This is a genomic window from Pseudomonas sp. P5_B2 (genome assembly GCF_056400445.1).
Genome location: NZ_JBFULH010000085.1, coordinates 1 through 13,825 on the forward strand (window position 1 = coordinate 1; position 13,825 = coordinate 13,825).

Genomic DNA, 13,825 nt, shown 5'->3' on the forward strand with positions numbered 1-13,825 from the left:
CGCCGCCGAACGCTGCCTCGCGCTGCTCGACAGCTGCTACAGGGGCCGGGGCGCCTGTAGCAGCGTGTGTTAACCCTTGAGGAACGCCAGCAAATCAGCGTTCAGCTGATCCTTGTGAGTATCCGTCAAACCATGGGGCGCGCCTGGGTAAATCTTGAGCGTGGAGCCTTTGACCAGTGCTGCCGAGGCGATGCCCGCTGCTTCGATCGGCACCACCTGATCGGCGTCGCCATGCACCACCAGGGTCGGGATATCGAATTTCTTCAGGTCTTCGGTGAAATCGGTTTCCGAGAAAGCCTTGATGCAGTCGTAGGCGTTTTTGTGGCCGGCGGCCATGCCTTGCACCCAGAACCAGTCGATCATCCCTTGCGACGGTTTGGCGTCCGGTTTGTTGAAGCCGAAGAACGGTCCGCTGGCGAGGTCGATATACAGCTGCGAGCGATCTACCAGTGATGCCTGGCGAATGCCATCGAACACCTCAATAGGCAGACCGCCGGGGTTGGCGTCGGTCTTGAGCATCAGCGGCGGCACTGCCGAGATCAGTCCGGCCTTGGCCACTCGGCCGGTGCCGTGACGCCCAATGTAGCGCGCCACTTCACCACCGCCGGTGGAGAAGCCGAACAGCACGGCGTTTTGCAGGTCCAGCAACTCGATCAACTGCGCCAGGTCATCGGCGTAGGTGTCCATGTCATTGCCGGTCCACGGCTGGCTGGAGCGTCCGTGCCCACGACGGTCATGGGCGATGACGCGGTAGCCTTTGGAGGCCAGGAAAATCATCTGCGATTCCCAGCTGTCAGCATTCAACGGCCAGCCATGGCTGAAGACGATGGGCTGACCAGTGCCCCAGTCCTTGTAGTAAATCTCGGTGCCGTCTCGGGTGGTGAACGTACTCATGCGATATCTCCTAGCGAGGGTTGGGGGTGTATCAAAGGGGTGAGTAGTTCATGCGTTCAGCCAGCCGGGCCACCCGCTCGCCCAGATGCGCAGCGGTGCAGCGGTCTTCAGGCGGCGGGGCCAATTCGGGAGGTTGTTCGACATTTGACTGGGACATGGCGCCTAGCGAGCTGCCCAGGCGATTCACCTGCCCATCGAACACACCGGTGCCGGAGCGTGCCGGCAGCACGTCCAGGCCAACCCAGATCATTGAGTGTTGGGCGGCGAACACGGCCATCTGCAGCAAGGTGTTGAGCTTGTCGCCGCACAGGCTGCCGGAGTTGGTGAACCCGGCCGCCAACTTGTCGCGCCAGGGTTGGGCCAGGTAAAACGCCGCCGTGGCTTCCATGAATTCTTTGAAGGGCGCCGAGGCGCTGCCCATGTAAGTCGGCGCGCCAAAGATGATGGCATCGGCGCGGTGCAATCGGTCCCAGTGGTCTTCCACTTCTTCGACCGGAATCAATTGGCAGGTGCTGCCCAGGTGCCGTTCCACGCCTTGGGCGACGGCCTGCGCCATGACCCGGGTATGCCCGTAGCCGCTGTGATAGACCACCACCACGTTGCTCATTGCGGTGTCCTCATGACAAAGAATCCCTGCTTGACTGCAATCCCGACACAAAACCTGTGGGAGCGAGCCTGCTCGCGATAGCGGTGTGTCAGTAACAGACAATTTCGACTGATACACCGCTATCGCGAGCAGGCTCACTCCTACAAGGAAAAGCAGTGGGCGTTGAAGAACAGAGTTTTGGGCGTAGACCCGACGCAAGACGAGTTAAACGTTGTTAATTTTCCATGCCGCGCCAAACACCATAACGCGGCCTTTGCTACCGTATACACGGCACCGGCTGCGGGTGCCGGGCACTGGCAGTCGTTGCAAACACCCGACCGTCACCGGCACCCGGATTGCGCGGATCAAAAAACCTGAGGAATATGTTCGAAACCCGCGTCCCGGACGGATGCCAGCTGGAGTGACCCGTTGACTCTTTCCCCCGAGCAGGCTGTGCATTTCGGCCCCTACCGGATCTACCCCGGACAACGTCTGGTGATGGAGGCCGACCAGCCTCTACGCCTGGGCCGACGTGCCATGGACATTCTGTTGATCCTGCTGGAGCACGCCGGCCAGATGGTCAGCAAACAGCAATTGATCGCGGCGGTGTGGCCCAAAAGCGTGGTGGAAGACATCAACCTGCGGGTGCACATAGCGGCGTTGCGCAAAGCCCTCGGCGATGGCCAGGCCGGCCAGCGCTACATCGTCACCGTGGCGCAGCGCGGCTATAGCTTTGTCGCGCCCTATTCGCTGGAACTGATTGAGCAACATCCCGACACCGAAGAACCGGTGTCCAACGGCCATAACCTGCCCGTGCGCGGTACTCGCCTGATCGGTCGCCAATCCCTGGTCGACACGCTGGTAACGCAACTGGCACGCCAGCGTTTCATCACCCTCGTCGGCCCCGGCGGCATTGGCAAGACCACCGTGGCCCTGCGCGTCGCCGAACAGCTGATCGGGCGCTACCGGGACGGCATTCGCCTGCTGGACCTGGCACCGGTCAACGATCCGTTGATGGTCACCACGCATTTGGCAACGCTGCTGGATTTGTCCCTGCACGACGGCGAACCCATGAGCGAACTCGCCGCCTTTCTGCGCGACCGGCAGATGCTGCTGGTGATCGACAATTGCGAGCACCTGCTCGACGCCATTGCCCTGCTCTGCGAAGGCATCCTGCGGGGCGCGCCGCAGGTACACATTTTGACCACCAGCCGCGAGAGCCTGCGGGCCGAAGGCGAATTCGTCCAGCGCCTTGAAGCGCTGGATTGTCCACCCCCCATCGCCGTGCTGGACCGCACTCAGGCCATGACGTTTTCGGCGCTGCAATTGTTTGTCGAGCGGGCGATGGCCAGTCACGACAGCTTTGAATTGAGCGATGACGAGTTGCCACTGTTGGTCGACATCTGCCATCGCCTGGACGGCATTCCGCTGGCCATCGAGCTGGCCGCCGCGCAAGTCGGCAACTTTGGTTTGAGTGGACTGCTGGAACAGTTGCGAGGCAGTTTTCGCCTGCTCACCCAAGGGTGTCAGCCTGCGTTGGGCCGGCACCAGACCCTTCGCGCCACACTCGACTGGAGCTTCGAACTGCTGACGCCTTGCGAGCAAAACTGCCTGCGCCGCTTGGGCGTGTTCAGGGGCGGGTTCACCCTGGAGTCGGCAGCCGCGGTGATCGTCGGTGAACACTTCGACCCCGACAAAGTGTTTGGCGCGGTCACCCAATTGGTGGCCAAGTCGCTGCTCAACGTGGAAGTGGGCGATGAAGAAGTGTTCTACCGCTTGCTCGACACCACGCGCAGCTATGCCCTGGAGAAACTAGACCAGACCACCGACCTGGCGGACACGCAATTGCGCCATGCCGAACGTTGCCTGGCCTTGATGCATCAGGCCCAGACCGACTGGGAGCAAATCCCCACCGGCGTGTGGATCGAGCGTTATGCCCGTGGCCTGGCAGATATTCGCGCGGCGCTCGATTGGGGCTTGAACGGACGCGGGCCGCAAGCACTTGCGATCCGCCTGGCCGCAACGTCCACACCGTTGTGGCAAGAGCTGTCGCTGCTCAAGGAACACGGCATGTATGTACGCAAGGCCCTGACGTTGCTCGATGCGACGCCCGAGCCTTGCCTTCAGCTGAAAATGGCGCTGAAACTTGCCCTCGGCAGCTCCTGCTACCACACCCAAGGCGGCACGCCGGAAACCATCGAAGCCTTCGTCAGTGCCAGAAACCTGGCCAGACAGTGCAGTGACGTAGCCGGTCAGCAGCGGGCGGTGTCCGGGCACATGGCGGTCAGCCTCAGTTGCGGCAACTATCAAATGGCGCTGGAGCAGAGCCTGCAATTCGGCCGATTGAATGCACAAGACGATGCGGTGCTGTCGCTGAGCGCGCACCGCTTACGAGTGCTGGCCCTGCACTTTGCCGGGGATCAGGAACAAGCGGGGGCGGATGCCCGACAAGTGGTCCAGCGCATGGCCCAGAGCGGCCACCTCAACCGCTTCACCCACGGTTTTGGCGTGCAATACGATCAGAGCGTGGCCGCCTTGACGATTCTGGCGCGCATCTTGTGGTTGCAGGGCCAACCGGAGCAAGCTTGGCGCACGGCACGCCAGGCGCTGGACATCGCGGTTCAGATCAACCATGGCACCTCCATTTGCTACACCCTGGCCCTGGCCGGCTGCCTGATCGCCCATTACAACGGCGACACCCGCAGCGCTCGCGAACTCCTGCACCTGCTGCTGGAGCAAGCGCAAAAACATTCTGTGCTGCTGTTCTACACCTGGGCGCGCCACTACGCGCAAGTGATCGACCCGGCGAAAACGCAACTGTCACTCTCTCCGGGTAACGGGTTGATCAAGGACATCATGGTGACGCTGGACAGCGATTTCGTCGATGAGGCCTTGCTGCATCGAGCGGATACCGGCACCGCTGGCTGGAGCACGGCAGAGATTCTGCGGGCCAGGGCGAACAGGCTGCTGGCAGAGGATTGCCCGCTGCAAACCGAGGCGGCCGAGGCCGTGCTGATCAGGGCGCTGAACGTGGCCCAAACCCAGGGCGCCCTCGCCTGGGAACTGCGCAGCGCCACCTCGCTGGCACAGCTTTGGCGGCACCAGGGTCGCAATCAGCAAGCCCATGATCTGCTGGCGCCGATCTACCATCGCTTCACCGAAGGCTTTACCACACCGGATTTGATGAAAGTCCGCCGGTTACTCGACGAGTTGCAAAGCCTCCTGCCCGCCTGACTTTGAACGCGACCGGTTGATGTAGCGGGCGTAACGCCTTTCAACATCGCGCAACGCCCCATTGCGTTCGAGTTTTTCCAGGGCATACGTGCGGGTGGTGTTAAGGAAACGGTACCGGCTCACACCACTACCCTGCTCAAGCGATAACAGTGATTTAAGCGCCAGGCGTTCCACCGCCTCCCTCACGCGACCTTGCAGCAGCACCGCACAGCTCATCACGCCGATGGCGGCGTCCAGAGTGAAGGCCATTTTAAACACCGCCAGGCGCTGCAATACCGTCTGCTCCAAAGGGCTCAGCCGTTCATAGCTCCAGTCCAGCGCGGCTTTCAAGGTTTGATGCCGGGGGACGGCGGTGCGCCGGCCCTGGGTCAACAGTTGAAAACAGTTATCGAGCCGGGCTTGCAAGCCCACCAGCGCCAACGCGTCGATTTGCGCGGCGGCCAGCTCGATGGCCAACGGCAAACCATCGAGCCTGCGGCAGATTTCACCCACGGCCATGAGGTCTTGTTCGCGCAGGACAAACCCTTGTTGACGGTTACGGGCGCGACTGACGAATAGTTGCACGGCCGAATAACCCATGACTTGCGCGACACTTTGCAGTTCGCAGTCGGGCGGCACCGCCAATGGCGGTAAACGCACGAGCGTTTCCCCGGCGGCCCGCAAAGGCTCGCGACTGGTGACCAGAATCGACAAGCGAGGCGCCGCGATCAGCAGGCTTTGGACCAAAGTCCGGCAACGCTCAAGCAGGTGCTCGCAGTTGTCGAGCACCAGTAACGCATGGCGCTGCGCCCATCCATCGAGGGGCGTCCCGACGTCCAGTTCGAGGGTGCGCCTCAGGTGGTCAAGCACCTGCGCGGGATCATCGATCGCCCCTAGATCAACCCGCCAGACACCGTCCTGATAGTGTTGCAACAACAGTTCGGCCACGCGCAACGCTACCGTGGTCTTACCGATCCCGCCGGGCCCGATCAGTGTCATCAGTCGCCGGACCGGCAACTGCCGAACCAGACTGCCGACAATCGAGTCACGGCCAGTCACAGGCGTGAGCCGTGCAGGCAGGTTGTGCTGAGCTTTTTGAACCGTTTGGATCGACACGGGCACGCCCGCCGACACGTGCTGTACCGGCGCAACAAAGCTATACCCGCATTGTGGAATGTTGACGATGTAGCGCTGCCCGTTGTGCCCATCGCCCAAAGCGCGGCGTAACGCAGCGATGTGTACGCGCAGGTTGATTTCTTCGACCACCGACGTCGGCCAGACTCGGGCAATCAACTCTTCCTTGCTGACCACCGTCCCGGCACGCTCGACCAGCACCTGCAAAATGTCCAGTGCCCGCCCGCCCATGCGCAGCGGCCGGTCACCTTCAAGGATCAGCCGTTGCCGCTGGTGAAACGCGTAAGGGCCGAAATGCAGGACCGCTTCGCTGTGTATATGTGTGAGGCTGTTCATGCACGTTCGCGTGCTGAAAACCTGGCCCGGTTCAAAGTGCCACAAACACTTTTCGCACTCGCCCTCCAGGCTCCCGCACCTCCATTGCAAAGAGTTCACGGTTATCTTGGCAGACCTCAGCGACGGTTCAACGGCCACGGAGGGAGCGTCCCGGCCATCACGGTGCGTGCAACGGACACAACGGACTAGCTGAACTGTTCACGGTATTGGCTAGGGGTCAGGCCGAGCTTTTCGCTGAACAGAAAACGCATGTGCCGCACACTGCCGAAGCCACTTTTGAAGGCCACTGTCTTGAGCGGCACGTCACTGGTTTCCAGCAGGCACCTGGCGCGGTCGATGCGCGCGTTTTGCAAAAACTCCATGGGCGTCATGTTCACTTCCCGGGCAAACACCCGGGTGAAGTGCCGTGCGCTCATGGTTGCCAGGCTGGCCATGCGTTCGATGCTGAACGCTTCGTCCAGATGTTCGAGCACATAGTTTTGCAGCCGGGTTATCGGGGTTTCATGGGGCGCGACCGCGGCCATCAACGGGCTGAACTGCGCCTGCCCGCCCTGGCGTTTCATCACCACCAGCAGCACTTTGGCCACGTCCTGCGCGACTTTTTTGCCATGGTCTTCGGCGACCACCGCCAGCGCCAGGTCGATGCCGGCGGTTACGCCGCCGGAGGTGATGAGATGGCGATCCTGCACATAAATCTGATCGGTCTGCACCGTGGCCTTGGGAAAGGCTTTGATCAACCGTTCAGTGTAATGCCAGTGAGTGGTCACGCGGTAACCGTCGAGCAAGCCGGCGTGCCCCAACAAAAAGGCGCCGGTGCAGATCGAACCATAACGCCCGGCGCGATCCACAGCGCCCTTGAGCCAGCCGAGTAATGGTGGATATTTCTCGTTATAGGCACCGGGACCGCCCGGCACCAGCAGCAGGTCGTAAGCGTCAATCGCCTGATCAATGTGCAGGTCGGCGTGAACCTTGACGCCGTTGGACGCACGCAGCGCGTCAGGCTCGGTGCCGATGGTCGTGAGTACGTAATGGTCAGCCGGGGGCAGGTATCGGTTGGCGATGGAAAACACTTCCATGGGACCGGCCATGTCGAGCAGGAGAAAGTCCGGAAACAGCACCATCGCGATGGTTTTCATGGATTAGAAATCACTGAGGTCAAAGGAAGATCCATCGGCTGAACATCAGTCCCCTGTGGGAGTGAGCCCCTTCACCACAGGGTTCACTCCTACGGGGGATTTTGTGTCCGACCTTAAAGGGTGCTGTGCATTATGGCCAATCGTGGAGTCAGCGTAGGAGAAGAATACGTGATCGCCCGCACACAATCGTCAACCTGACAGAGACAGTGTTTCAATTTCCATCTACTTATTGCACCAGCCAGTAACCATTAACCTTCTCCTCACTCGGACGAATCAACGTCCCCACAGGAGATTTCATCATGCTGACCCTTCGCAAAGCTACTGATCGCGGTGCGGCCAATCACGGTTGGTTGAAGTCGTTCCATACCTTTTCCTTCGCCAACTACCGCAACCCGAAAGAGCAGGGTTTTTCCGACCTGTTGGTGATCAACGATGACCGCGTGGCCGCCGGTAAAGGTTTCGGCCAGCACCCGCACCGCGACATGGAGATTTTCTCCTACGTGCTCGAAGGCGCGCTGGAACACAAGGACACGCTGGGCACCGGTTCGGTGATCCGCCCGGGTGACGTGCAGTTGATGAGCGCCGGCAGTGGCGTGGCCCACAGCGAGTACAACCACTCGGCGACACGACCTGTGCACTTCCTGCAAATCTGGATCGTGCCAGAAGTGAGCGGCGCCAAACCGCGTTATCAGCAAGAGCATTTCAGCACGCAAAAGAAGCGCGGCCGTTTGCAACTGATCATCTCTCCCGACGGTGACAAGGGTTCGCTGAAGGTGCGTCAGGATGCACGGGTGTATGCCGCGCTGATCGACGGCAAGGAAAGCGCCGCGCTGGAACTGGCCGCGAATCGTTATGCCTATGTGCACGTGGCCCGTGGCAGTGTCGAACTCAATGGAGTGCAACTGCAGGAAGGCGACGGTGTGCGGGTTCGTGATGAGCAGGTGCTGACGTTGAGCAACGGTGTGGATGCCGAAGTGCTGGTGTTCGACCTGCGCCCGCAGGAACTGCCTGAGATGCCATAAGCTTAAGAGCTCGCAGCCTCGTTTCACTCGACAGCTGCTACAGGGTTTTGCGTACACCTGTAGCAGCTGTCGAGTGAAACGAGGCTGCGATCTTTTCGCCGTCACTCGCCCGTCCCTGAAAAGACCGCGACAATCTCCTCAATCACCGCCCGCACCCGCGCGGTGTGCCGCAAGTCGGCGTGGGTCACCAGCCAGACGTCATACGGCAGCGGTCGTGTACGTTCCGGCCAGAGCCTGACCAGCCCGTCCCTCTCCCCCATGTACACCGGAATTTCCCCCAGCCCGATACCCGCAGCAATGGATCGACGCACCAGCAGGCCGGAGCTCAGGCTCGACACAATCCGCCCGCGGGTCACCGGTTCCGACACCAGCGTCATGTCCTTCTGGCTTTGCAGGTACGGCTGATACACCACCAGATCATGCCCCTCAAACGCCGAACCCGGCGCCGGTACGCCGTGTGCGTCCACATACGCCTGGGACGCAAAAAGTCCCACCGGCCAGCGGGCAATGCGTCGCGCGATCACGTCCGGGTTATCCGGCCGGGTATTGCGCACGGCGATGTCGGCTTCGCGTTTGGCCAGACTGAGAATCTGCGTCGAGGCGTCCAGTTGCACTCGCACGTCGGGGTGCTGCTGATGCAGGCGTGCAATGGCCGGGATCAGGAAATCGATGGCCATGGAATCCGTGGTGCTGACCCGAACAAGCCCGGTCAGGCGGTCGTCCAGCCCTTGGATCTGCCGCTGCAGTTCCAGTGCCGAGCGTTCCATTTTTTCCACCGCCGCCAGCGCCGCCTCGCCGACCGCAGTGAGTGCGTAGCCTTCGGAGGTGCGCAGGAACAACGTGGCACTCAACGACTTTTCCAGCGCCGTAATGCGCCGCCCCACCGTCGCTTGATCAACCCCCAGCACCCGCGCTGCGCCACGCAGTGTCGACTCTCGGCAAACTGCGAGAAATACCCGTGCGTCATCCCAATTCATGCGGTACCCCTGCTGATGCATATACGCATCACCATAGCGCAAAATCGCTGCGTTATTGCATCAAGCAATCACGATAGGCTGAAGGCCAGAGTCAACCTCACAGGAGCCTACTCATGCACAGCTCATCGACCACCCCGCGCAGCGCGATCTGGCTGCCGATCTTCGCCGGCCTCAGCGCCAGCCTGGTCAGCATTGGCCTGGCGCGGTTTGCCTACACGCCGTTGATTCCATGGTTGATCCAGGCGCAGTGGTTTTCTGCCAGCGACGTGGTGTACCTCGGCGCCGCCAACCTCGTCGGTTATCTGATTGGCGCGCTGATCGGCCGCCCCGTCGCCCAACGCACCTCCAACAAAACCGCCCTACGGCTGATGATGTTTGCCGTGACCTTGTCGTTCTTCGCCTGTGGCTTTCCCTTGTCGGTGAGCTGGTTTTTCGGCTGGCGCGTGCTGTCGGGCATTGCCGGTGGCGCAATCATGGTGCTGGTGGCCGCGACCGTGCTGCCACACGTACCGGCGTCACGCAGAGGGTTGGCCAGCGGCGCGATTTTTCTGGGCATTGGCCTGGGCATTGCCGGCTCGGGGACGATTGTCCCGCCGTTGCTGAGCCTTGGCTTGCAGCAGACCTGGTTCGGCCTTGGCCTGCTGTCCTTGATTCTCACCGCTGCCAGTTGGTTCGCCTGGCCATCAGRGACGAACCACGCTGCCGTCACGCCAGCAACCGCCGAGCCGAAGACGGCCACTGACCCACGGATTAACCTGCTGTTCGCTCAATACGCATTCATGGCCGCCGGGCTGGTGCCTGCGATGGTATTCCTGGTGGATTACGTGGCCCGTGGCCTCGGTGCCGGGCCGCATGTCGGCGCGCTGATTTGGGTGATGTACGGCCTTGGCGCGATTATCGGGCCAGTGAGTTATGGGTTTCTCGCGGATCAACTCGGCGCGAAGGTCAGTATTCGCGTGGTACTGGTGGTGCAGGCGATTGCCGTGGGCCTGTTGGCGATATCGAGTTCTTTTGCGGCGCTGGCCTTGCTGGCGGTGATTCTCGGCTCGTTTCCGCCAGGCATTGTTCCATTGGCCTTGGCACGGGTTCACGAACTGATCCCGCAGCATCACCAGCAGCAAGTGGCCTGGAGTCGCGCAACGGTTTCGTTTGCAACGTTTCAGGCCCTCGCCGGGTTTGCCTATTCGGCGCTGTTTAACGCCAGCGGCGGTCATCACGCTTTGTTGTTTGTCATTGCGGCCGGTGCAATTGTGGTTGCACTGTTGCTGGAACAGGGCATGCGTTTGCTCAACCGTCGTGATGGTTTGTTGCCTGCTTTGAACTGAATCACCCACTCCTCGATGCGGTCTATTTTTTACGCCTTCACCTTAGGACTTCGACATGACCTTGCCTCAAACCATGACCCTGATTGAAATCACCGAGCCCGGCGGCCCCGAGGTTTTGAAGCCGCGCCAGGTGCCGGTGCCGACCCCGGAGGCGGGCGAAGTGCTGATTCGCGTGCACGCTGCCGGGATCAACCGCCCCGATGCGCTTCAACGTGCCGGCAAGTACCCGCTGAAACCCGGCATGAGCCCGTTCCCGGGGCTGGAAGTGGCCGGTGAAGTAGTGGCCATCGGCACCGGCGTCACCGAATTTATCGTGGGCGACAAGGTCTGCGCGCTGACCAACGGCGGCGGTTATGCGCAGTATTGCGTGGCACCAGCCGGCCAGACACTGCCAATCCCTGATGGCATGGATTGGGTGCACGCGGCGGCGGTCCCGGAAACTTTCTTCACTGTGTGGGCCAACCTGTTCGACATGGGCGGCGCCAGCAAAGGCCAGCGCGCACTGATCCACGGCGGCACCAGCGGCATCGGCACCACCGCATTGATGCTGTGCCGCGAGTTCGGGGTCAAGGCGTTCGCCACGGCGGGCAGCGAGGACAAGTGTGCGGTGATCCGTCAGTTGGGGGCCGAAGCGATCAACTACCGCAACGAGGATTTCGCCGAGGTCATCGCGCAGAAAACCGCCGGCAAAGGCGTTAACGTGATCCTCGACATCATGGGCGGTTCGTACCTGAATCCGAATATCGCGGCGCTGGGCATGGAAGGTCGACTGGTGATGCTGGGCTTTCTCGGCGGTGCTCACGCCAAGGATGTCGACCTGCTGGCGATCATGGCCAAACGCGCAATCATCACTGGCTCCCTGTTGCGTCCACGCACCCGCGAAGAAAAGGCCTCGATCGCCGAACAGTTGCGTGAGTATGTCTGGCCAGTGCTCGCTGCCGGGCGTTGCCTGCCGATGATCGACAAGGTGTATGCGCTGGCCGATGCGGCGCAGGCCCATGCGCGGATGGAGGGTGGGGATCATGTTGGGAAGATTGTGTTGAAGGTGGATTGATCCGGATCTAGGCGTTGGCAGTCAGGGCCCTTTCGCGAGCAGGCTCCCACAGTGGATCGCATTTCTTCTGGAAGAACTCGGTCCAATGTGTGCGAGCCTGCTCGCGAAGGGGCCCGATGATTTACCGCATATTCATACGGCTGTCGAATTTGTCCCCGCCCCCGCCACGCATCTGTTAAAACCCGTCCTTTCCCGCTGACCTTCCGGACCGCCGCATGTTGTCGAGTTGGATGAGCCGCTTGAGCCGTCGTTGGCTGCCGCTGCTGTGCATGGCCACGCTGATCGTCGGTCTGCCGGTGAGTTGCGGTGTGCTCAAGTACAAAGAGCGCGAATTGTTGTTTCGCATCGAGCCGGGCACGGCGGGCTGGTATCGCGGTTTGCCGGACGATGTGCAGGAATTCGACATCAAACCCGCCCGTTTCAAGGCAGGGCAAAACCTGCACGCTTGGTGGTGGCCGGCCGCGCGTCGTGATGCGCCGTCGATCCTCTACCTGCACGGTGTGCGCTGGAACCTTACGGGCCAGGCGTTTCGCATCGAGCAGTTGCGCGCCATGGGCTACTCGGTGTTGGCCATCGACTACCGTGGGTTCGGCCAAAGCAAAGGGGATCTGCCCTCCGAAGCCAGTGTTTACGAAGACGCCCGAGCCGCTTGGGAGCGCTTCACCCAGATGCAACCGGACGCCAACAAACGTCTGATTTACGGCCATTCCCTCGGCGGCGCGGTGGCCATCGACCTCGCGGCGGACCTGACCGCACAGGCGAAAAAGCAACAAGTCGAAGTGCCGGTGCGCGGTCTGGTGATCGAGTCCACGTTCACCTCGCTGGGCGATGCGGTGGCGCAAGTCGCTGACAGCAATTTGCCGGTGAACTGGCTGCCGGTGCGTTGGCTGGTGTCGCAGAAATTCGACTCCATCGACAAGATCGTCGACATCGACATGCCGCTGCTGGTGGTTCACGGCCTGGCCGACGCGTTCATGCCCTCACGCTTCAGCCAGCAGTTGTTCAACGCCGCCAATCAACCCAAGCGCCTGCTGCTGGTGCCCGGGGGGACGCATAACAACAGCATGAGCCTGGGGGGCAGCCAATATCGCCAGGCCATCGATGGCTTGATGAAAGCAAAACCTAGCGGTAACCCCGGGCTTGCAGGGTAAACAGCTGCGCGTAGCGCCCACCCGCGTCCACGAGGCTGTCATGATCGCCGCGCTCAAGGATCGCCCCCTGTTCCAGCACGATGATGTGGTCCGCATTGCGCACGCTGGAAAACCGGTGGGAAATCAGCAAGGTCATGCGACCTTCGGTGTGCTGGCTGAAATGCTCGAACACCGCCGCTTCCGCCGCCGGATCGAGTGCCGAGGTCGGTTCATCGAGAATCAGGATGTCGGCATCGCGCCGCATGTAAGCACGCGATAGCGCGATCTTTTGCCACTGCCCGCCAGACAACTCTTGCCCACCGGCAAACCATCGACCCAATTGCGTGGCATAGCCTCGATCCAGACGCTCGATGAACGGCGCGGCCATGCCCTGTGCCGCCGCGTCCTGCCAGCGCTGTTCATCATTGAACGCCAACGTGTCGCCGACGCCGATGTTTTCACCTACGGTAAATTGGTAGCGGATGTAATCCTGAAAAATCACGCCGATGCGCTGTCGCAGCACGTCCTCCTTCCAGGTCTGCAAATCGCTGCCATCGAGCAAAATGCGGCCTTGATCAGGTCGGTACAGACGGGTCAACAATTTGATCAACGTAGTCTTGCCCGAGCCGTTCTCCCCCACCAGCGCCAGGCTGCGGCCCGGCATCAGGTGCAGGTCGATGCCTTCCAGCGCCGCACGACTCGCACCCGGATAACGAAAACCGACGTTCTCGAAACGCACCCCATCGCCGGGCACCGCGCCCTCGGTGAGATGTCCGGAATCGGCCACTACCGGTTCGGCCAGGTATTCATAAAGGTTCGACAGGTAAAGGCCGTCTTCGTAGAGACCGCTGATGGCGCTCAAGCTACTGCTGACCGCGCTTTGCCCCTGCTTGAACAACACCAGGTACATGGTCATTTGCCCCAGGCTGATGTCGCCGTGAACGGTATCGACCACCACCCACGCATACGCAACGTAAAACGCCGAAGTGCCGAGCAGTCCGAGGACAAATCCCCAACC

General features: G+C 61.3%; 11 protein-coding genes. 5 read left to right on the forward strand and 6 right to left on the reverse strand.

The features are described from left to right. Positions 1-69: 69 nt before the first annotated feature. Positions 70-894 (reverse strand): alpha/beta fold hydrolase, encoded by an 825-nt coding sequence (locus AC1DRJ_RS10485; protein ID WP_477802070.1) that lies wholly within the window; start codon positions 892-894, stop codon positions 70-72. 31 nt (positions 895-925) lie between these two features. Beyond that, a complete protein-coding gene (locus tag AC1DRJ_RS10490; RefSeq protein WP_477802071.1) occupies positions 926-1,501 on the reverse strand; it encodes a flavodoxin family protein in 576 nt (191 codons plus the stop codon). A 408-nt stretch (positions 1,502-1,909) separates the two neighbouring features. On the opposite strand from AC1DRJ_RS10490, the gene AC1DRJ_RS10495 reads away from it, so the two are divergent. Beyond that, complete coding sequence (locus tag AC1DRJ_RS10495; protein WP_477802072.1) at positions 1,910-4,714, forward strand: ATP-binding protein; 2,805 nt, start codon at positions 1,910-1,912, stop codon at positions 4,712-4,714. On the opposite strand, the gene AC1DRJ_RS10500 is transcribed toward AC1DRJ_RS10495, so the two are convergent. After that, positions 4,679-6,163: an ATP-binding protein gene (locus AC1DRJ_RS10500; RefSeq protein ID WP_477802073.1), complete on the reverse strand. Its 1,485-nt coding sequence runs from the start codon at positions 6,161-6,163 to the stop codon at positions 4,679-4,681. The two genes, AC1DRJ_RS10495 and AC1DRJ_RS10500, sit on opposite strands and share 36 nt — an antisense overlap. Before the next feature lie 185 nt (positions 6,164-6,348). Then, positions 6,349-7,299, reverse strand: a complete 951-nt coding sequence (locus AC1DRJ_RS10505) for a GlxA family transcriptional regulator (RefSeq protein ID WP_477802074.1) — start codon at positions 7,297-7,299, stop codon at positions 6,349-6,351. 299 nt (positions 7,300-7,598) lie between these two features. On the opposite strand from AC1DRJ_RS10505, the gene AC1DRJ_RS10510 reads away from it, so the two are divergent. Beyond that, complete coding sequence (locus AC1DRJ_RS10510) at positions 7,599-8,321, forward strand: pirin family protein (protein WP_477802075.1); 723 nt, start codon at positions 7,599-7,601, stop codon at positions 8,319-8,321. A gap of 101 nt (positions 8,322-8,422) precedes the next feature. Here AC1DRJ_RS10510 and AC1DRJ_RS10515 read toward each other — a convergent pair whose 3' ends face one another. After that, entirely contained in the window at positions 8,423-9,298 is an 876-nt protein-coding gene (locus AC1DRJ_RS10515; protein ID WP_477802076.1) for a LysR family transcriptional regulator, read from the reverse strand. Positions 9,299-9,411: 113 nt separating this feature from the next. Here AC1DRJ_RS10515 and AC1DRJ_RS10520 point away from each other — a divergent pair, with 113 nt between their 5' ends. The 3 genes from AC1DRJ_RS10520 (at position 9,412) to AC1DRJ_RS10530 (ending at position 12,828) form a co-directional block, all read left to right on the forward strand. Then, entirely contained in the window at positions 9,412-10,623 is a 1,212-nt protein-coding gene (locus tag AC1DRJ_RS10520) for a YbfB/YjiJ family MFS transporter (protein WP_477802077.1), read from the forward strand. Positions 10,624-10,678: 55 nt separating this feature from the next. Beyond that, positions 10,679-11,677 (forward strand): NAD(P)H-quinone oxidoreductase, encoded by a 999-nt coding sequence (locus AC1DRJ_RS10525; protein ID WP_477802078.1) that lies wholly within the window; start codon positions 10,679-10,681, stop codon positions 11,675-11,677. Positions 11,678-11,892: 215 nt separating this feature from the next. Further along, positions 11,893-12,828, forward strand: coding sequence for an alpha/beta hydrolase (locus tag AC1DRJ_RS10530; protein WP_477802079.1), 936 nt, complete (start codon positions 11,893-11,895; stop codon positions 12,826-12,828). Here AC1DRJ_RS10530 and AC1DRJ_RS10535 read toward each other — a convergent pair. After that, positions 12,800-13,825: ABC transporter ATP-binding protein (locus AC1DRJ_RS10535; protein WP_477802080.1), on the reverse strand; the 1,026-nt coding region annotated here is incomplete at its 5' end. The genes AC1DRJ_RS10530 and AC1DRJ_RS10535 overlap by 29 nt on opposite strands.

Bases quoted from the DNA above. Each gene is read 5' to 3' on its own strand.
- AC1DRJ_RS10525 (WP_477802078.1), top strand. From the start codon at position 10,679: ATGACCTTGCCTCAAACCATGACCCTGATTGAAATCACCGAGCCCGGC.
- AC1DRJ_RS10490 (WP_477802071.1), bottom strand. From the start codon at position 1,501: ATGAGCAACGTGGTGGTGGTCTATCACAGCGGCTACGGGCATACCCGG.
- AC1DRJ_RS10530 (WP_477802079.1), top strand. From the start codon at position 11,893: ATGTTGTCGAGTTGGATGAGCCGCTTGAGCCGTCGTTGGCTGCCGCTG.
- AC1DRJ_RS10515 (WP_477802076.1), bottom strand. From the start codon at position 9,298: ATGAATTGGGATGACGCACGGGTATTTCTCGCAGTTTGCCGAGAGTCG.
- AC1DRJ_RS10505 (WP_477802074.1), bottom strand. From the start codon at position 7,299: ATGAAAACCATCGCGATGGTGCTGTTTCCGGACTTTCTCCTGCTCGAC.
- AC1DRJ_RS10510 (WP_477802075.1), top strand. From the start codon at position 7,599: ATGCTGACCCTTCGCAAAGCTACTGATCGCGGTGCGGCCAATCACGGT.
- AC1DRJ_RS10485 (WP_477802070.1), bottom strand. From the start codon at position 894: ATGAGTACGTTCACCACCCGAGACGGCACCGAGATTTACTACAAGGAC.
- AC1DRJ_RS10500 (WP_477802073.1), bottom strand. From the start codon at position 6,163: ATGAACAGCCTCACACATATACACAGCGAAGCGGTCCTGCATTTCGGC.